The 17516-nt window shown below is 73.2% G+C and carries 16 protein-coding genes and 1 riboswitch; of the genes, 6 read left to right on the forward strand and 10 right to left on the reverse strand.

Annotated elements, in window-relative coordinates; all coding sequences use genetic code 11:
• Positions 1–141: 141 nt before the first annotated feature.
• Positions 142–1410, reverse strand: coding sequence for a serine hydroxymethyltransferase (gene glyA, locus OG534_RS14030; protein WP_326588425.1), 1269 nt, complete (start codon positions 1408–1410; stop codon positions 142–144).
• A gap of 34 nt (positions 1411–1444) precedes the next feature.
• Positions 1445–1535: riboswitch (ZMP/ZTP riboswitch) on the reverse strand.
• 119 nt (positions 1536–1654) lie between these two features.
• Between glyA and rocD the strand changes: the two genes are divergently transcribed.
• Positions 1655–2857 carry an ornithine--oxo-acid transaminase gene (gene rocD / locus OG534_RS14035; protein ID WP_326588426.1) on the forward strand — a complete coding sequence of 401 codons (1203 nt, stop codon included), beginning with the start codon at positions 1655–1657 and terminating at the stop codon, positions 2855–2857.
• Positions 2858–2875: 18 nt separating this feature from the next.
• Here the strand turns inward: rocD and OG534_RS14040 are convergent, their stop codons facing one another.
• Together OG534_RS14040 and OG534_RS14045 are read right to left on the reverse strand one after the other, a co-directional pair.
• A complete protein-coding gene (locus OG534_RS14040) occupies positions 2876–4078 on the reverse strand; it encodes a glutathionylspermidine synthase family protein (RefSeq protein WP_326588427.1) in 1203 nt (400 codons plus the stop codon).
• Between the two features lie 7 nt (positions 4079–4085).
• A complete protein-coding gene (locus OG534_RS14045; RefSeq protein WP_326588428.1) occupies positions 4086–4388 on the reverse strand; it encodes a hypothetical protein in 303 nt (100 codons plus the stop codon).
• Between the two features lie 115 nt (positions 4389–4503).
• Here OG534_RS14045 and OG534_RS14050 point away from each other — a divergent pair, with 115 nt between their 5' ends.
• On the forward strand, positions 4504–5385 hold the full coding sequence (locus OG534_RS14050; RefSeq protein ID WP_326588429.1) for a hypothetical protein: 882 nt from the start codon (positions 4504–4506) through the stop codon (positions 5383–5385).
• A gap of 56 nt (positions 5386–5441) precedes the next feature.
• On the opposite strand, the gene pdxR is transcribed toward OG534_RS14050, so the two are convergent.
• Positions 5442–6836 (reverse strand): MocR-like pyridoxine biosynthesis transcription factor PdxR, encoded by a 1395-nt coding sequence (gene pdxR, locus OG534_RS14055; protein ID WP_326588430.1) that lies wholly within the window; start codon positions 6834–6836, stop codon positions 5442–5444.
• A 47-nt stretch (positions 6837–6883) separates the two neighbouring features.
• On the opposite strand from pdxR, the gene OG534_RS14060 reads away from it, so the two are divergent.
• A complete protein-coding gene (locus OG534_RS14060; protein ID WP_326588431.1) occupies positions 6884–7405 on the forward strand; it encodes a carboxymuconolactone decarboxylase family protein in 522 nt (173 codons plus the stop codon).
• Between the two features lie 90 nt (positions 7406–7495).
• Here the strand turns inward: OG534_RS14060 and OG534_RS14065 are convergent, their stop codons facing one another.
• The 3 genes from OG534_RS14065 to OG534_RS14075 all read right to left on the reverse strand — a co-directional run bounded on the left by OG534_RS14065 (position 7496) and on the right by OG534_RS14075 (position 10217).
• A complete protein-coding gene (locus OG534_RS14065) occupies positions 7496–8485 on the reverse strand; it encodes a malate dehydrogenase (RefSeq protein WP_326588432.1) in 990 nt (329 codons plus the stop codon).
• A gap of 360 nt (positions 8486–8845) precedes the next feature.
• A complete protein-coding gene (locus OG534_RS14070) occupies positions 8846–9367 on the reverse strand; it encodes a DUF3017 domain-containing protein (RefSeq protein WP_326588433.1) in 522 nt (173 codons plus the stop codon).
• Complete coding sequence (locus OG534_RS14075) at positions 9357–10217, reverse strand: bifunctional methylenetetrahydrofolate dehydrogenase/methenyltetrahydrofolate cyclohydrolase (RefSeq protein ID WP_326588434.1); 861 nt, start codon at positions 10215–10217, stop codon at positions 9357–9359. Before OG534_RS14075 ends, OG534_RS14070 begins: the two co-directional genes overlap by 11 nt.
• Before the next feature lie 245 nt (positions 10218–10462).
• Between OG534_RS14075 and OG534_RS14080 the strand changes: the two genes are divergently transcribed.
• Entirely contained in the window at positions 10463–11128 is a 666-nt protein-coding gene (locus tag OG534_RS14080) for a hypothetical protein (protein ID WP_326588435.1), read from the forward strand.
• A gap of 78 nt (positions 11129–11206) precedes the next feature.
• On the opposite strand, the gene purH is transcribed toward OG534_RS14080, so the two are convergent.
• The gene (gene purH, locus OG534_RS14085) at positions 11207–12811 is read right to left on the reverse strand and encodes a bifunctional phosphoribosylaminoimidazolecarboxamide formyltransferase/IMP cyclohydrolase (RefSeq protein ID WP_326588436.1); all 1605 of its coding nucleotides are present in this window, start codon (positions 12809–12811) and stop codon (positions 11207–11209) included.
• A complete protein-coding gene (purN, locus tag OG534_RS14090) occupies positions 12808–13431 on the reverse strand; it encodes a phosphoribosylglycinamide formyltransferase (protein WP_326588437.1) in 624 nt (207 codons plus the stop codon). The genes purH and purN overlap by 4 nt, the downstream gene beginning before the upstream one ends.
• 243 nt (positions 13432–13674) lie before the next feature.
• Here purN and OG534_RS14095 point away from each other — a divergent pair, with 243 nt between their 5' ends.
• The gene (locus tag OG534_RS14095) at positions 13675–14268 is read left to right on the forward strand and encodes a hypothetical protein (protein WP_442807084.1); all 594 of its coding nucleotides are present in this window, start codon (positions 13675–13677) and stop codon (positions 14266–14268) included.
• Between the two features lie 195 nt (positions 14269–14463).
• Here OG534_RS14095 and OG534_RS14100 read toward each other — a convergent pair whose 3' ends face one another.
• The gene (locus OG534_RS14100; RefSeq protein WP_326588439.1) at positions 14464–16125 is read right to left on the reverse strand and encodes a cell division protein PerM; all 1662 of its coding nucleotides are present in this window, start codon (positions 16123–16125) and stop codon (positions 14464–14466) included.
• 119 nt (positions 16126–16244) lie between these two features.
• Between OG534_RS14100 and OG534_RS14105 the strand changes: the two genes are divergently transcribed.
• Positions 16245–17516 (forward strand): helix-turn-helix domain-containing protein, encoded by a 1272-nt coding sequence (locus tag OG534_RS14105; protein WP_326588440.1) that lies wholly within the window; start codon positions 16245–16247, stop codon positions 17514–17516.

Consider the following 17516-nt stretch of genomic DNA (forward strand, 5'->3'; position numbering starts at 1 on the left):
CCGGGTGAACCGCTGCGCGGGGCCTTCGCGGCCGCCACCGGCGCGGGTCCGCCCTCAAACGCCGGGCGGGCTGGAGGATCCAACCCCGCCGGCGTTTGAGGCGCGGGGTCCGGGGCGGCGCCCCGGCAGCGGTGCCGCGGGTCAGGACAGGGGGAGGCCCGGGGCCGGGAAGGCTGCCATGAGGTCCGCGACCTCCGCGCGGACCACGGCGAGGGCCTGCTCGTCCCCCTTGGCCGCGGCGTCGACCGCGCGCGAGATCCAGGCCGCCACGACGGGCATGTGCTCCACCCCCAGGCCCCGCGACGTCAGCGACGGCGTACCGATCCGCACCCCCGAGGGATCGAACGGCTTGCGCGGGTCGAACGGGACCGTGTTGTAGTTCACGACGATCCCGGCCCGGTCCAGCGCCTTCGCCGCGACCTTGCCCGGCACGTCCTTGCCCGTCAGGTCCATCAGGATCAGGTGGTTGTCCGTACCGCCCGAGACCAGGTCGAAGCCACGCTCCAGCAGCGCCGCCGCCAGCGCCTTCGCGTTGGCGACGACCGCGTGGGCGTACGTGACGAAGGACGGCTGCGCGGCCTCGTGCAGCGCCACCGCGATGCCGGCCGTCGTCTGGTTGTGCGGGCCGCCCTGGAGGCCCGGGAAGACCGCCTTGTCGATCGCCTTCGCGTGCTCCTCCCGGCACATCAGCATCGCGCCGCGCGGACCGCGCAGGGTCTTGTGCGTCGTGGTGGAGATGACGTCCACGTGGCCCGCCGGGGACGGGTGCGCGCCGCCCGCGATCAGGCCCGCGATGTGGGCCACGTCCGCGACCAGGATCGAGCCGGCCTCCCGCGCGATCTCCGCGAAGGCGGCGAAGTCGATGGTCCTCGGCAGGGCCGTGCCGCCGCAGAAGATCAGCTTGGGCCGCTCGGCGAGGGCCAGCTCGCGCACCGCGTCGTAGTCGATGAGCCCCGTCTCCGCGCTGACGCCGTACTGCACGCCGCGGAACCACGAGCCCGTCGCCGAGACGCCCCAGCCGTGCGTCAGGTGCCCGCCCATCGGCAGGGCCATGCCCATCACCGTGTCGCCCGGCTTCGCGAAGGCCAGGTACACGGCCAGGTTGGCCGGGGAGCCGGAGTACGGCTGGACGTTGGCGTGGTCGACGCCGAACAGGCCCTTCGCCCGCTCGATCGCCAGCGCCTCGACGCGGTCGATGTTCTGCTGGCCCTCGTAGTAGCGGCGGCCGGGGTAGCCCTCGCTGTACTTGTTCTGCAGCACGGTGCCGGAGGCTTCGAGGACGGCCGCGGACACGTAGTTCTCACTGGGGATCAGGCGCAGGGTCTGTGCCTGGAGCACTTCCTCCGCCGCGACGAAGGACGCCAGTTCGGGATCGGTCGCGGAAAGGGCGGGATGGCGGCGCGCGGACATGGCGGGCTCCTCCGGGGTCGATGTGATCGGTACCCCGCGAGGCCCAGGCGAGCGGCCCTGTGTGCGGTCGAGCGCGCACGACTCCCCCGGAGTTGGTTCTCCGTACGCCAGTCGCCGTGCGTACCGACCACCTTAGCGGGCGCGCCGCGCGGAAGGTTTCTGCGTCCGCGATACGAGCGACGATAAGAAGGTGACGCCACCCTCGTCACCGCTTCACCCGGCAAGACGGACGATCGGAGACCCCGTGTCGACTACCACTGACGCCATCCGCACCGCCGACGCGCACAGCGCACACACCTACCATCCGCTGCCCGTGGTCGTCGCCTCCGCGGACGGCGCGTGGATGACCGATGTGGAGGGCCGCAGATACCTCGACATGCTCGCCGGGTACTCGGCCCTCAACTTCGGGCACGGCAACCGCCGCCTGATCGACGCCGCGCGGGCCCAGCTGGAACGGGTCACCCTCACCTCGCGCGCCTTTTACCACGACCGCTTCGCCGATTTCTGCGCCGAACTCGCCGCGCTGTGCGGCAAGGAGATGGTGCTGCCGATGAACACGGGCGCGGAGGCCGTGGAGACGGCGGTGAAGACCGCCCGCAAATGGGGCTACGAGGTCAAGGGCGTCCCGGACGGGCACGCCAAGATCGTGGTCGCCGCGGACAACTTCCACGGGCGGACCACGACCATCGTCTCCTTCTCGACGGACCACGACGCCCGCGACCACTTCGGTCCGTACACGCCGGGCTTCGAGATCGTTCCGTACGGGGACCTCACCGCGCTGGCCCACGCCGTCACCGAGAACACCGTGGCCGTGCTGCTGGAGCCGATCCAGGGCGAGGCGGGGGTGCTGGTGCCGCCCGCCGGATACCTGAGCGGCGTACGGGAGCTGACGCGCGAGCGGAACGTCCTCTTCATGGCGGACGAGATCCAGTCGGGGCTGGGGCGGACCGGCAGGACCTTCGCGTGCGAGCACGAGGGGGTTGTCCCGGACGTCTACATCCTCGGCAAGGCGCTCGGCGGCGGCGTGGTGCCGGTGTCGGCCGTGGTCGCCGACCGGGACGTGCTCGGCGTGTTCAAGCCCGGCCAGCACGGCTCCACTTTCGGCGGGAACCCCCTCGCCTGCGCGGTCGGCCTGGAGGTCGTCGCGATGCTCCGGACCGGGGAGTTCCAGCAGCGGGCCACCGAACTGGGCGACCACCTGCACCGCGAGCTGGGCCTGCTCGTCGGCGGCGCCGTGACCGCCGTACGGGGGCGCGGGCTGTGGGCCGGCGTCGACATCGAACCGTCCCACGGAACGGGCCGGGAGATCTCCGAGAAGCTGATGGAGCTGGGGGTCCTGGTGAAGGACACCCACGGGTCGACGATCCGGCTCGCCCCGCCGCTGGTCATCAGCAAGGAGGACCTGGACTGGGGGCTGGACCAGCTCAGGTCGGTGCTGGGCGCGTAGCCCCGGTACCGTCCGCGGCTACAGGATGACGTGGGGCAGGAAGCGGGCGTACTCGTCCGTGACCGGCCCCGCCGATTCGCGGATGCCGAGCCCCGCCGCCTCGTCCTCGACGACCCATGCGCCGAGCACCACCCGGTTGCCGTCGAAGTCGGGCAGCGGGGCCAGGCCCTGGAAGCAGTACCGCTCCCCCTCCTCCGGTACGAACGGCTCGCCGTCCCCGCCCGTTTCGTGCAGGGTGACCCCCGCGCCCTCACGGCCGAGGAGCGGCTTGGACACGAAGCCGCCGGAGCCGGGCTCCGCCAGCTCGCGCGGGCCGTCGAGGTAGGCGGGCAGCAGGTTCGGGTGCTCCGGGAAGAGCTCCCACAGGATCGCGAGCAGCGCCTTGTTGGACAGCAGCATCTTCCACAGCGGCTCGATCCAGCAGGTGGTGCCGGAGCCGCCGCCGTGGTCGTAGGTGCCGAGGACCTGCGGGCCGAACTCGTCCGTGGCCAGCCACTCCCACGGGTAGAGCTTGAAGCAGCTGCGGATGAAGCGGAGCTTCTCGTCCACGAAGCGGCCGGAGAGGCTGTCCCAGCCGATCTGCTCGACGGACAGGGCCTGGGTGTCCAGGCCGGCCTGCTCGGCGGTCTCCTGGAGGTAGGCGACCGTCATCAGGTCCTCGCCGAGCTCGTCGGTCTCGGAGTGCGCGAAGTGCAGCGGGCCGGGCGGCAGCAGCTCGGCCTGCCGGCGCCAGGCGTCGACGAGGCGCTCGTGGAGGGAGTTCCACTGGTCGGCGCCGGGGAACCGCTCCTCCATCCAGAACCACTGCGGGCTGGCCGCCTCCACGAGGGAGGTGGGCGTGTCGGCGTTGTACTCCAGCATCTTGGCCGGGCTGCCGGTGCCGTCGTAGCGCAGGTCGAAACGGCCGTAGAGGGAGGGCTGTTCGGCGCGGCGGCGCCAGGACTCGGCGATCAGCGCGGCGAGCTTGGGGTCGGTGATGCCGAGGTCGGCGAAGCGGTCGTGCTCGACGATGTGCGCGGCCGCGGCCAGGCACATGGCGTGCAGTTCCTCGACGACGTTCTCCAGCGCCTCGACCTCGGGGAGCGAGAAGGAGTAGTACGCGCTCTCGTCCCAGTAGGGGCGCAGGGAGTCGTCGGGGTAGCGGGTGAGGGGATAGATCAGGCCCTGTTCCTCGACGGTCTTCTGCCAGTCGGGGCGGGGCTCGATGGTGTGCCGCTGCATGGGGTGATCAGCCGCCGCTGGAGCCGGAGCTGCTGTGGCCGCCGAGGCCGCCGCGGGTCACGGCGGACTTGTCGAAGCTGCCGCCGGAGACCTTGCCCGCCTTGACGGCGCCGCCGTAGTAGTAGGCGCCGGTGCCGCCGGTCTTGCATTCCTTGCTGTTCAAGTGGTCCAGCGTGGAACGGGACGCGCAACGCCGGTCCGGTTCGTCGCTGCTGCCGCAGGCCACGAGGGTGGCCGCGAGCAGGCCCATCCCGCCGAGGGCGACCGCGCCGGAGCGCATGCGGCGCTGATTGGTGCTGCTGCTGTCCATGTGTGTGCTCCCCCTGGGGCCTGGCGTACTGCCGACAGAGTAGAGCGGGGGCCCCGGCCGATGGAATCCGGCCGCCGTGAGATCCGTGACCTAGAGTCAGTTCGTGGTTATTGGGATGATTTGTGCGCTCGGTGCGGCGGTCTGTTTCGGTACGGCGTCCGTTCTGCAGGCGGTCGCGGCGCGGGCGGCGGAGCCGGGCACGGGGTCCGGGGTGGACGCGGCGCTGTTCCTGCGGGCCGTGCGGCAGTGGCGGTACCTGCTGGGGCTCGGCCTGGACGGGGCCGGCTTCGTGCTCCAGATCATCGCGCTGCGCCACATCCCGATCTACGCGGTGGGGGCCGCGCTCGCCGCCAGCCTGGCGGTGACGGCGGTGGTCGCGGCGCGGCTGCTGCGGGTGCGGTTGTCGCGGACGGAGTGGGCCGCGGTGTGGGTGGTGTGCGCGGGGCTGCTGATGCTGGGGCTGGCCGCCGGGGAGGAGGGCACGGGGACCGGGTCGCTCGCGCTGAAGCTGGGGCTGCTGGCGGTGGCGGGGCTGGTCCTGGTGGTCGGCGCGGTGGCGGGCCGGCTCCCGGACGGGCCGCGGGCGCTGGTCCTGGGCCTGGCCTCCGGGACGGGCTTCGGGGTGGTGGAGGTCTCGGTGCGGCTCATCGACTCCCCCTGGGACCTGCGCAACCCCGCGCTGTACGCCCTCCTGCTGGGCGGTGGCGCGGGCTTCCTGCTGCTCACCTCGGCGCTGGCGCGCGGCTCGGTGACGGCGGCGACGGCGGGCATGGTGCTCGGCGAGACGATCGGCCCGGCGGTGGTGGGCGTGGTCTGGCTCGGCGACCGCACCCGTGAGGGCCTGGCCTGGCTGGCGGTCCTCGGCTTCGCGGTGGCCCTCGCCGGCTCCCTGGCCCTGGCCCGCTTCGGCGAACCCCCACCCCCACTACACGAACCCCCAGCCCCGCCGCACGAACCCCCAGCCCCGCCGCACGAACCCAGCCCCGCCGGCGATTGAGGCGCGGGGTACGGCGCGGATCCCCGGCACGAGGGGCCGCGCCCGGAGACCCCGCCTCACGGGAGCGCCGCCGACAGGGCCGCCAAGGCCGGGCCCCACGCACTGTCCGTCGGCGTGCCGTAGCCGACGACCAGCGCATCACGCGGCGGCAGCTCGGCCTGCGGATGCCGGAAGCGGGTCAGCCCGTGCAGGGCGAGGTCCTGCCAGGCCGCGGACTGGACCACCGAGCGCTCCGTCCCCTCGGGAAGGTCCAGCACCGCGTGCAGTCCCGCCGCGATCCCCGAGACGGCGACCCGGTCGCCCACCGCCGCCACCAGCTCGTCCCGCCGCCGCCGGTACCGCAGCCGCATCCCCCGCACGTGGCGGTCGTACGCCCCGGAGGTGATGAACTCCGCCAGCGTGAGCTGCTCCAGCGCGCTGGAGGCCCAGTCGCTGGGGCCCTTGACCGCCAGGACCTCGTCCAGCAGCCCCGGCGGCACCACCATCCAGCCCATCCGCAGCCCCGGCGCCAGCGACTTGCTGGCCGTGCCGAGGTACACCACCCGGTCCGGGTCCAGCCCCTGCAGCGCACCCACCGGCTGACGGTCGTAGCGGAACTCCCCGTCGTAGTCGTCCTCCAGGATCAGCCCGTCCGTGGTCCGCGCCCAGTCGACCACGGCCGCCCGCCGGGCCGGGGTCAGGGCGGCGCCCGTCGGGAACTGGTGCGCCGGGGTCAGCAGCACCGCGCCCTGCGCCGCGGTCAGCTGTCCCGTACGGGCCCCCTCCCCGTCCACGCCCAACGGCCGCGTCCGCAGCCCGGCCCGCACCAGCAGGTTCCGGTGGAAGTCGAGGCCGTACCCCTCCACGGCCACCTCCCGCACCCGCCGCGCCCGCAGCACCCCCGCCAGCAGCGTCAGCCCGTGCAGGAAGCCGGCGCACAGCACGATCCGCTCCGGGTCCGCGTACACCCCGCGCGCCCGCGCCAGGTAGCCGGCCAGGGCCTGCCGCAGCTCGACGCGGCCGCGCAGGTCGATCCCGTACCCGAAGGCCTCGTTCGGGGCGTCGGTCAGCGCCCGCCGGGCCGCCGTCAGCCAGGCCGCGCGCGGGAAGCCGCCCAGGTCCGGGGAGCCGGGCAGCAGGCTGTACGCGGGCCCCGCGCGCTCGGGGCGCCGTATGCGGGCGGCCGCCGCGGGCCGGCGCAGGCGCGCCCGTTCGGCGACCCGCGTGCCAGAGCCCTGGCGGGCCGTGAGCCAGCCCTCGGCGACGAGCTCGGCGTACGCCTCGGCGACCGTGTTCCGCGCGATGCCCAGGTCGGCGGCGAGGGTGCGGGAGGACGGCAGCCGGGTCCCGGCCGCCAGCCGCCCGCTGCGCGCGGCCTCGCGCAGCGCCTCCGTGAGCCCGGCCCGCAGCCCGCGCCCGGCGGAGAGGTCCAGATGCAGGTCCGCTCCGAAAGTGGCCCAGGAATCCGTCATGAATATGGACCATACCGCTGGGCCGCCTGCCTCCTACGCTGGAACACATGACGACCACCACTGAGAACCAGCAGCCCCACTCGCACGCACACGCCCCCGAGCACGCCCCGCGCATGAACATGGCGAAGCTCGCCCCCGTGGCCTACAAGGCCATCCTGGCCCTGGAGATCGCCGCCAAGAAGGGTCTGGAGCCCTCCCTCGTCGAGCTCGTCAAGATCCGCGCCTCGCAGGTCAACCACTGCGCCTTCTGCATCGACATGCACACCAAGGACGCGATCGCCGCCGGTGAGAGCGTCGAGCGGATCGTGCAGCTGGGCGCCTGGGAGGAGTCGCGGCACTTCTACACCGAGAAGGAGCTCGCCGCGATCGAGTTCACCGAGGCCGTCACCGTTCTGACCGACGGTTTCGTGCCCGACGAGGTGTTCGAGAAGGTCTCGAAGCACTTCGAGGAGCGCGAGCTGGCCCAGCTCCTCGCCGTCATCGCGACGATCAACGTCTGGAACCGCATCGGCGTCGCCACCCGCATGGTGCCGGGCCACTACACCCCCGGCATGTACAACAAGGCCTGACCAGGGCATCGATCATGCCGAAAGGCCCCGGCGCGCACTGCGCCGAGGCCTTCGGGGAAAGCGGATCAGATCAGATCAGATCGCGTCGGATCAGATCAGGCCGAGCTCACGGACCGCGTCGCGCTCCTCCGCCAGCTCCTGGACGGAGGCGTCGATGCGGGTGCGGGAGAACGCGTTGACGTCCAGGCCCTGGACGATCTCGTACTTGCCGTCCTTGCAGGTGACCGGGAAGGACGAGATGAGGCCGGCCGGGACGCCGTAGGAGCCGTCCGACGGGATACCCATCGAGGTCCAGTCGCCCTCGGCGGTGCCGTTGACCCACGTGTGCACGTGGTCGATGGCGGCGTTGGCGGCCGAGGCGGCCGAGGACGCGCCACGGGCCTCGATGATCGCGGCGCCGCGCTTGGCGACGGTCGGGATGAAGGTGTCGGCCAGCCACAGCTCGTCGTTGACGACCTCGGCGGCGTTCTTGCCGGCGATCTCCGCGTGGAAGATGTCCGGGTACTGGGTCGCCGAGTGGTTGCCCCAGATCGTCAGGCGCTTGATGTCGGAGACGGCGGCACCGGTCTTGGCGGCCAGCTGCGAGATCGCGCGGTTGTGGTCCAGACGGGTCATCGCGGTGAAGCGCTCGGCCGGTACGTCCGGGGCGGCGGCCTGCGCGATGAGCGCGTTGGTGTTGGCCGGGTTGCCGACGACGAGGACCTTGATGTCGTCCGCGGCGTGCGCGTTGATGGCCTGGCCCTGCGGCTTGAAGATGCCGCCGTTGGCGGCGAGCAGGTCGCCGCGCTCCATGCCCTTGGTGCGCGGGCGGGCGCCCACGAGCAGCGCGACGTTCGCACCGTCGAAGCCCTGGTTCGGGTCGTCGAAGATGTCGATGCCGGCGAGCAGCGGGAAGGCGCAGTCGTCGAGCTCCATGGCGGTGCCCTCAGCGGCCTTCATGCCCTGGGGGATCTCCAGAAGTCGGAGCTTGACCGGCACGTCCGCGCCGAGCAGGTGACCGGAGGCGATGCGGAAGAGCAGCGCGTAGCCGATCTGGCCGGCGGCGCCGGTGACGGTGACATTCACGGGAGTGCGGGTCATGGCCTTCTCCGTTAGACAGCTGGCGGTGGGGCGTCCCTGCCCCATGTGCTGGAGGACGCCGCTCCCCAGTAAATCTTGACGTGAAGAGACATCCGCGGTCAGGCTATCCGACCCTGGGGCGGGCTAATCCCCGGGTCCCTGTGGTGCATGGCACACGGACCCCGTCGTTCCAGGGCAAGGCCGGTTCCAGGGACCTCAATTCGACGAGGAGGAGCCGGCCCGTTCGGTGGCCCTCGACCGCCGTGACGTACACGTGCGCCGCGTGCGCCGCGCGCGCCCCGGGCCCGGGGCGGACATTGGCCGTGCCGGTCCGGGCGGGCACGGAGACCCGGCCGGCCATCACGGCGACCCCTGCGGTCCTCACCGCACGGTGAAGCGGACCGCGCTCTCCATGAACGGGATCTCCAGCCACGGGCCGGGCTCCATGACCAGCGCCAGCAGCGTGATCGCCACGCCCAGCAGCCCGTACGTGATCATGTCTGTGAAGCGGGAGCGCACCGCGAGCATGCCCACCGAGGGCAGCACGCGCCGCAGTACCGACGCGGCGATCAGGGCGACGCCGATGATCAGGCAGCCGACCCTGGGCTGCCCCAGGGCCGTGACCAGCAGCCCGACCGCGGTCGCGGTGAGCACGCTGAGCATCGGCCACTGGCGGGCGGATGTCGACACGGCCCCCGGGACGGCCCGGCCGCTGCCCTCGGGGCGGGCGGTGTCCCGGGTGACGGGCGGGAAGCGGCGCGACCTGGACGCCTCGGACCCGGCCGCGCCGGGCGCGAGGGGCACCGCGGGCGTGACGGGCAGACCGGGCGGCGTGACGGGTGTGCCGTTCGCCTTGGTCCCGCCGTTGTCGGCCGCGTGCTCGGCGTCCGGTTCAGCCTTCACTGGTGGTCCGTTCCGCCGCCTCGACGACGTTGACGAGCAGCTGTGCCCGGGTCATCGGGCCGACCCCACCCGGGTTCGGGGAGATCCAGTCGGCCACCTCGGCGACACCGGGGTGCACGTCGCCGACGATCTTCCCGCTCTCGTCGCGGCTGACGCCCACGTCGAGCACGGCCGCGCCGCGCTTCACGTCCTCCGGCTTGACCAGGTGCGGGACGCCCGCCGCCGCGACGATGATGTCGGCCTGGCGCAGCAGCCCGGAGAGGTCGCGCGTACCGGTGTGGCAGAGCGTCACCGTGGCGTTCTCGGACTTCCGGGTCAGCAGCAGGCCGATGGAGCGCCCGACGGTGATCCCGCGGCCGAGGACGACGACGTGCGCGCCGTTGAGCCCCACGCCGTGGTGGCGCAGCAGCTCGACGATCCCGTACGGGGTGCAGGGCAGCGGGCCCGGCTCGTTCAGCACCAGCCGGCCCAGCGACATGGGGTGCAGGCCGTCGGCGTCCTTGAGCGGGTCCATCAGCTCCAGGACGCGGTTGGTGTCGATGCCCTTGGGGAGCGGGAGTTGGACGATGTAGCCCGTGCACTCCGGGTTGGCGTTGAGTTCGCGGACGACCGCCTCGATGTCCTCCTGGGAGGCCGTCGCGGGCAGTTCGCGCTGGATGGAGGCGATGCCGACCTCGGCGCAGTCCTTGTGCTTGCCGTTGACGTACCACCGGCTGCCCGGATCGTCACCGACCAGCAGGGTGCCGAGGCCGGGCGTGATGCCCCGGGCCTTCAGGGCCGCCACGCGGACGGTCAGTTCGGACTTGATCGCGGCTGCGGTGGCCTTGCCATCGAGAATCTGGGCGGTCATGCCCCCATTCTCCCGGATGAGGTGGCCCCTGTTCCAGTCAAGGCGCTCACAGGTGTACAGGGTTCATTGCACTTGCACAACAAGTGACCGGCCGTAGCGGCAACCGGCTGGACAATCCCGTGCCCGCCGGACCACGATGAAAGGACTGAGTGCCGCGGGCAGTGCCGGGGGGCGGACCGCACCGTGCAGGATTCCTCCGCGCTCATGCCGTGCGTCCCCGCACTTCCACGGAGGAACACCCCAAGATGAGTTTCGGCGAACCGCACAATCCGTACGGACAGCAGCCGCCCCAGGCCCCGCAGGGCCAGCCCGGCTACGGCTACCCGCAGCAGGCACCCCAGGGCGTCCCGCCGCAGGGCGGCTACGCCTACCCGCAGCAGACCCCGCCGGCGTACCCGGGCGGACCGGGCGGGTACCCGGGCGCGCAGATGGAGATGCCGGGCGGTGTGAAGGCGGCCCGCGTCATCCTCTTCATCCTGGGCGGCCTGCAGGTCGTGGGCGCGGTCCTCGTACTCGTCGGCGGCGCGCTGTTCGCCGCCGCGTTCTCGGAGTCCAGCGACTCGTACGGCAGCAGCGAGGCGGACGACGCACTCGCACTCGGGGGCGCCTTCCTCTTCGTCATCACCGCCGTGTCCCTGGCCTTCGCCCTGTGGGCCATCCTTACGGGCGCCAAGCTCGGCAAGGGCCGCGGCGGCGTCCGCGCCTCCGGCATTGTCTACGGCTCGCTGCTCGCCCTCTTCAGCGGCCTGGGCCTGCTCGTCAACCTGGTCGCGCTGGGTGCCAGCTCGCAGACGGCGGTCGGCGGCGTCTTCGTCTCCCTGCTGCTCAACGTGGTCATGGTCGGACTCGGCGTCTGGATCATCGTGGGCCTCGCCAAGGCCGGCGACTACTTCCGGCGCCCCCAGTACTGAACCCGTCCGTAGGCACACGGCGAAGGCCGCGACCCGCAGTGCGGGTCGCGGCCTTCGCCGTGTCGGGGGGAGCCGGACTCAGTGGAAGAAGTGCCGGGTCCCGGTGAAGTACATCGTCACGCCGGCCTTCTGCGCGGCCTCGACGACCTGCTCGTCGCGGACCGAACCGCCCGGCTGGACCACGGCCTTGATGCCGGCGGCCGTCAGGATCTCCAGCCCGTCCGGGAAGGGGAAGAAGGCGTCGGACGCGGCGTACGCGCCCTGCGCGCGCTCGGCGCCCGCCCGCTCGACGGCGAGCTTCGCCGAGTCGACGCGGTTGACCTGCCCCATGCCGACGCCGACCGAGGCGCCGTCCTTGGCGAGCAGGATCGCGTTGGACTTGACGGCCCGGCAGGCCTTCCACGCGAAGGCGAGCTCGGCGAGCTCGGCCTCGGACAGGGCGTCGCCGGTGGCGAGGGTCCAGTTGGCCGGGTCGTCGCCCGCGGCCTGGAAGAGGTCGCTCTGCTGGAGCAGCGCACCGCCGCTGACGGGCTTGAGGTCACCCGGCTGGTGCGGGGTGCCGTCCACCTTCAGGACCCGGATGTTCTTCTTCTTGGCCAGGATCTCGACCGCGCCGTCCTCGTAGGCGGGGGCGGCGATGACCTCGGTGAAGATCTCCGCGACCTGCTCGGCGAGCTCGACGGTCACCGGGCGGTTGACGGCGATGACGCCGCCGAAGGCCGACAGCGGGTCGCAGGCGTGCGCCTTGCGGTGCGCGGCGGCGACGTCCGCGCCGACGGCGATGCCGCACGGGTTGGCGTGCTTGATGATCGCGACGCAGGGCTCTTCGTGGTCGTAGGCGGCGCGGCGCGCGGCCTCGGTGTCCACGTAGTTGTTGAAGGACATCTCCTTGCCGTGCAGCTGCTCGGCGTTGGCGATCCCTCCGGGCTGCCCGTCCGTGTAGAGGGCGGCGGCCTGGTGCGGGTTCTCGCCGTAGCGGAGGGTGGACTTGCGCTCCCACGCGCCGGCGAGGAACTCGGGCAGCGCGCCCTCGGTGCCTTCGGGCGCTTCCGGGGCGTACGCGTTCGTGAACCAGGAGGCGACGGCCACGTCGTAGGCGGCGGTGTGCTGGAAGGCCTCGGCCGCCAGCCGCTTGCGGGCGGTGAGGTCGAAGCCGCCGCCCTGAACCGCGGCGAGGACGTCGGCGTAGCGCCCGGGGCTGGTGACGACGGCGACCGACGGGTGGTTCTTGGCGGCGGCGCGGACCATCGACGGACCGCCGATGTCGATCTGCTCGACGCACTCGTCGGGGGTGGCACCCGACTGGACGGTGGCCAGGAAGGGGTACAGGTTGACGACCACGAGGTCGAAGGGCTCGACGCCCAGCTCGGCGAGCTGGTTGCGGTGGTCCTCCAGGCGCAGGTCGGCGAGGATGCCGGCGTGCACGCGCGGGTGCAGGGTCTTGACCCGGCCGTCCAGGCACTCGGGGAAGCCGGTCAGCTCCTCGACCTTGGTGACGGGCACCCCGGCAGCGGCGATCTTCGAGGCGGTGGAGCCGGTGGAGACGAGCGCGACGCCCGCCTCGTGCAGGCCGCGGGCCAGCTCTTCCAGTCCCGTCTTGTCGTAGACGCTGATGAGCGCACGCCGGATCGGCCGCTGGTTCGTGGTCGGGTCGTTGCTCGCTGCGATGTCTGCGGCGGTCACTGGATTGTTACCTTTCGTCCCTCAATGCGGTAGCCGTGCCGGGCCAGGCGCCCCACGACATCGACGAGCAGCTGGCGCTCGACTTCCTTGATGCGCTCATGGAGAGCGGCTTCGTCGTCCTCGTCCCTGACCTCGACCACACCCTGGGCGATGATCGGACCGGTGTCCACGCCGCTGTCCACGAAGTGGACCGTGCAGCCGGTGACCTTCGCGCCGTAGGCGAGCGCGTCCCGTACGCCGTGCGCGCCCGGGAAGGCGGGGAGGAGGGCGGGATGGGTGTTGATGAACCGGCCGCCGAAACGGTCGATGAACGCCTTGCCCACGATCTTCATGAATCCGGCGGACACGACGAGGTCCGGCGCGTGGGCATCGGTCGCCTCGGTGAGCGCCGTGTCCCACTCCGCGCGGCTCCCGTAGCCCTTGACCGGGCAGACGAAGGTGGGGATCCCGGCCTTCTCCGCCCGCTCCAGGCCGGCGATGTTCTCTCGGTCGGCCCCCACGGCGACGACTTCGGCGCCGAAGCCCTCGGATCCGCCGGGGTGGGCGTCGATGGCATCGAGCAGGGCCTGGAGGTTGGTGCCGGAACCGGAGACCAGCACGACCAGGCGGGAGGCGGCCATGGGAGGCCCTTTCTCGCGGATTTGCGGTGTTCGTCTTTGTGTGGTCATACAAAACTTCGGGGTACCGATATACGGGGAACCCTACGAAGCCACCGACCGCCTGCAACGATACCGGCACACCGGACGGCCCCCGAGGGACGGGGGGACGGGCGGGCGGTAGCGTCTGGCGTACAAGCCGCAAACTGGCCTCACCTCGCCACGACGTCCTCGGACGTCCATGACACAGGGGAAGAAACACACCCGATGCCGGACCGCCGTCAGCCCGACTCCCCCACCGACGACAACCCCTTCGCGGCTCCCCCGGAAGGCCGGCCCGACCAGCCGTGGCAGCCGCGCAGCGGTGGTGACGGCGGTAAAGAGGACGGCCCGAAGGACGGGGACGGCCGGCGGGGGCCCACGCGCTGGGACCCGACGGACCCGATCCAGCGCCGCGCCCGCTACGCGCTGCTGGCCGGCATGTGGGGCTTCTTCTTCGGGATCTTCGGGATCCCGTCGGTCGGCCTGCTGCTCGGGGCGCTCGCCCTGTACTGGGGAATCAGCGCCCTGCGCGGCAAGCCGGCCACGGCGGCCGCCTCGACCACCCCGGACGCTCCGGCCGCCCCGGGCGGTCTGGCGGCCCTGGGCCCCGCGGCCCGCCCCCAGCGCACGGCGGCGGTGAGCGGCCTGGTCACGGCCTCGCTGGCGATCCTGCTCGCGATGAGCTCGTACGCCCTGCAGCTCGCCTACAAGGACTTCTACGTCTGCCGCGACGACGCCCTCACGCAGTCGGCGGAACTCCAGTGCAACACCCTCCTCCCGAACAACTTCGTAGGCGACATCCTGAAGGTCCGCCAGTAGCCCGGCCAGGCACATCCAGCCCCGCCGGCGTTTGAGGCGCGGGGTCCGGGGCGGAGCCCCGATCCTTCAGCCCCGCCGGCGTTTGAGGCGCGGGGTCCGGGGCGGAGCCCCGCTCTTTCAGCCCCGCCGGCGATTGAGGCGCGGGGTCCGGGGCGGAGCCCCGGCAGCGGAGCCGCGCCCGCAGACGCACACGGCCTAGACGGGCGGCCTCCGCCGGGCCAACACCCGCGCCCCGACCACGGGCGGAGCCAACGCCGGCGCCTCGGCCGCCTTCGCCGAGATCAGGATCGGCCGCAGATCCAGCCCGAGCCCCGACACGACGGTCACAGGCCGATGCCCCCGCCCGGCCGGAGCCTCCGCCACCGACTCCGGCACCGGCTCCGCCACCACCTCCGGCCCCCGCTCAGGCACCGGCTCAGGCACCGGCTCAGGCACCAGCTCAGGCACCAGCTCAGGCACCGCCACCCGCTCCGCCCCCGAAATATCCGGGATCAGCGTGCCCGCCACCCTCCGCATCGCCGCCCACCGAACCTCCCGCACCCCACTGTCGTGCCAGCCGTCGTCCACCGGATCGTCCACACCCAGGCCGGCCGGGGCGGCCGGCCCCTTCGCCGGCCGGTAGCGCCACGCATGCACCGCCACCGCGACCGGCACGGCCAGCGCCAGCGTCCACGCGAAGGCCGCCGCTCCGGTCTGCCACCACACCGGCCCGAACTCCGCCAGCCTCCGCGAGCCCAGCGGCCCCGCGGAGGCCGCCGCCAGCCCGGTCATCGCCACGCCGCACACCAGCGCGCCCAGGGCCGCCGTGAGCGCGGTCTCCCCGTACGACACCTCGCGCGCCCGGCGTACCGCGAACCAGCCCACCGCCAGCCCGGCGACCACCGGCACGCCGGCGACCGCCCAGGTCAGCGGGGTCCCGGCCCCCTCGGGCGGGAGCGCCGCCAGCAGCGGGAAGCGGGGCAGTCCGGGCGCGCCCGCGAAGCCGAGCGGGGTGGCCGTCACGTCGGCGCCGACGGCGAAGCCGGGTCCGAGGGCGTAGGCCGCCCCCCAGACCATGGCGTTGGGGATCAGCGTGAGCGCGAGCAGCAGGACCGCGAACCGGCCCGACCACACCCCGGTCAGCGACAGGAACGAGGCCTGGGCCTCCGCACCGTGCCACGCCAGCGACGCGCCGACGAGCAGCGCGCCACCGCCGAGGAGCACCAGGGCCCCGCCCGCCCCGGCTCGCAGCGCCAGCGCGTACCGAGGGCGCGCGACCGCCCTGCGCACGCCCCCCGGCAGCCAGGACGGCAGCGGTCCGAGCGGACGCCCCCTGGCCTCCCACACCCCGCCGGCGGCAGCGAGCACGGCGACCAGCGGGATGTGCCAGGCCGCGCTGATCGGGTCGGCCGGCATGGGCCCGCCCGCGGCGTACACCGTGGCGAGGGCCCCGACGGCGAGGTATCCGCACAGCACGGCGGAGAACACGGCGCCGGCCGGCAGCACCCCCTCGTCCTCCTCGGAGGCGCCCCCCAGCCGCGCGGCCCGCCGCACGAGCAGCACGGGCAGCGCAATCAGGAGCAGGGGCGTCACACCAACGGGTGCGGGGACGCCGGACAGGGTCTCGTACCGCACCAGCTCCGTCCCGTGGGCGAGCAGCCACAGCCCGGCGGCGAGGTGGAGCGCCCCGCCGGGGCCGCTGTCGGGGTAGGGGGAGCTGATCCACAGCACGATGACGAGCACGGCGAGGAAGCCGAGCCCGAGTCCGGCCGCCACGGCGCCGCCCACCACGCATGCGGCGGCGGCCGGCGAACGGCGGCGCACGCCGGTTCGCGGGGCCGCCGGCAACGAGGTCCCGCGTTCGGTCACTTGGGTCACCCCGCCATGGTGCCAACGACACGCGCTATGGGCGGGTAACAGGCGAATGTCCGTGGTGTCGCCCAATATACGTTTATGTACTTTTTCGCCCAGGACTGTCGGGTCGCGGGGAGTGTGGCATGACACGAAGCGTCGAAGGCCTGCCCGCCCCGAACGAGCGCCGCAGACTGCGCGAAGCAGCGGAGCTGACGCACGATGAGGTCGCGGCGGCGGTGGGCGTCACCGCGAACACGGTCCGGTCCTGGGAATCTGGCCGCACGGCTCCGCGCGGCCGCAAGCGCGAGGCGTACACGAAGTTCCTGGCCGGCCTCCCGGCCCTGCCGGACGCCCTCGAGGCGGAGGCCGAGGCAGCGGACCCGGTAGCGGTCGCCGCAGGCGCCCCGGTGCTCGTGGCGGTCACGGCCGGAGCCGAAGGCTGCGGTACGGGGACCCCGGAGGCGTCCGCGGCACCGGCGGCCGGGACCGGAACCGGAACCACCGCCGAGCCCGCCGCCGAGCCCCCCGCAGAGGCACCGGCAGAGGCACCGGCAGGGGCGTCGGCAGGGGCACCCGCAGAGGCACCCGCAGAGGCGCTGGCAGGGGGCCCCGCCGAGTCCTTCGACGCCCTCTACGCCCACGCCGCCACCGACCTCGCCCGGCAGACCTACCTGCTCACCGGCCGCCGGAACCTGGCCCTGGAGGCCGTGGAGCGGGCGTTCACCCAGGCCTGGGGCCGCTGGCCCGAGGTGGCCTCCGACCCGGACCCGGTGGGCTGGGTGCGCGCGGCCGCGTACGAGTACGCCCTCTCCCCCTGGCACCGGTTCCGGCGCGCCCACCGCCACGCCGACCGGCCCCCCGCCGAGCCCGCCGACCGGATCCTGCTCGACGCCCTGCTCGCGCTGCCCGCCGCCCACCGCCGTACCGTCCTGCTCTACGACGGCGTCGGCCTCGACCTCCCCGACACCGCGGCCGAGACCGAGGCCAGCACCCCCACCGCCGGCCTCCGCCTCCTGCACGCGCACAGCGACCTCGCCGACCGGGTCCCCGAACTGGCCGACGTACCGCCCGAGAACCAGTCCGCGGTGCTGCGCGCACTGCTGGCCGCACTGCGGCCGGCCGTCGCGCTCGACCCGCGTCCGGCGGCGGCCGTCCGCGGCGGCGGCGAGTGGCGCACCCGGCTGCTGACCCGCGCGACCCTCGGGCTGACCGCGGTGATCGCCGCCTCGACCGCCTACACGGCCGCGACCGCGCCCCGGCAGTACGAGCCCGTGGAGGCGCCCGGGCAGAGCGTCTCCGGCGTGCCCCCTCTGAGCGGCCCCCAACAGCCCACCGACCGGAGCCGGCAGCTCCGCGACAAACTGCTGGCCGACCCGGACGCCGGGCCCGCCAGGATCAGCCCGAAGGCCGAATGA

The organism is Streptomyces sp. NBC_01294 (assembly GCF_035917235.1).
In the GTDB taxonomy this organism is placed as follows: domain Bacteria; phylum Actinomycetota; class Actinomycetes; order Streptomycetales; family Streptomycetaceae; genus Streptomyces; species Streptomyces caledonius.

Bases quoted from the DNA above. Each gene is read 5' to 3' on its own strand.
- glyA (WP_326588425.1), bottom strand. From the start codon at position 1,410: ATGTCCGCGCGCCGCCATCCCGCCCTTTCCGCGACCGATCCCGAACTG.
- OG534_RS14040 (WP_326588427.1), bottom strand. From the start codon at position 4,078: ATGCAGCGGCACACCATCGAGCCCCGCCCCGACTGGCAGAAGACCGTC.
- OG534_RS14045 (WP_326588428.1), bottom strand. From the start codon at position 4,388: ATGGACAGCAGCAGCACCAATCAGCGCCGCATGCGCTCCGGCGCGGTC.
- OG534_RS14050 (WP_326588429.1), top strand. From the start codon at position 4,504: ATGATTTGTGCGCTCGGTGCGGCGGTCTGTTTCGGTACGGCGTCCGTT.
- pdxR (WP_326588430.1), bottom strand. From the start codon at position 6,836: ATGACGGATTCCTGGGCCACTTTCGGAGCGGACCTGCATCTGGACCTC.
- OG534_RS14060 (WP_326588431.1), top strand. From the start codon at position 6,884: ATGACGACCACCACTGAGAACCAGCAGCCCCACTCGCACGCACACGCC.
- OG534_RS14065 (WP_326588432.1), bottom strand. From the start codon at position 8,485: ATGACCCGCACTCCCGTGAATGTCACCGTCACCGGCGCCGCCGGCCAG.
- OG534_RS14075 (WP_326588434.1), bottom strand. From the start codon at position 10,217: ATGACCGCCCAGATTCTCGATGGCAAGGCCACCGCAGCCGCGATCAAG.
- OG534_RS14080 (WP_326588435.1), top strand. From the start codon at position 10,463: ATGAGTTTCGGCGAACCGCACAATCCGTACGGACAGCAGCCGCCCCAG.
- purN (WP_326588437.1), bottom strand. From the start codon at position 13,431: ATGGCCGCCTCCCGCCTGGTCGTGCTGGTCTCCGGTTCCGGCACCAAC.
- OG534_RS14095 (WP_442807084.1), top strand. From the start codon at position 13,675: ATGCCGGACCGCCGTCAGCCCGACTCCCCCACCGACGACAACCCCTTC.
- OG534_RS14105 (WP_326588440.1), top strand. From the start codon at position 16,245: ATGACACGAAGCGTCGAAGGCCTGCCCGCCCCGAACGAGCGCCGCAGA.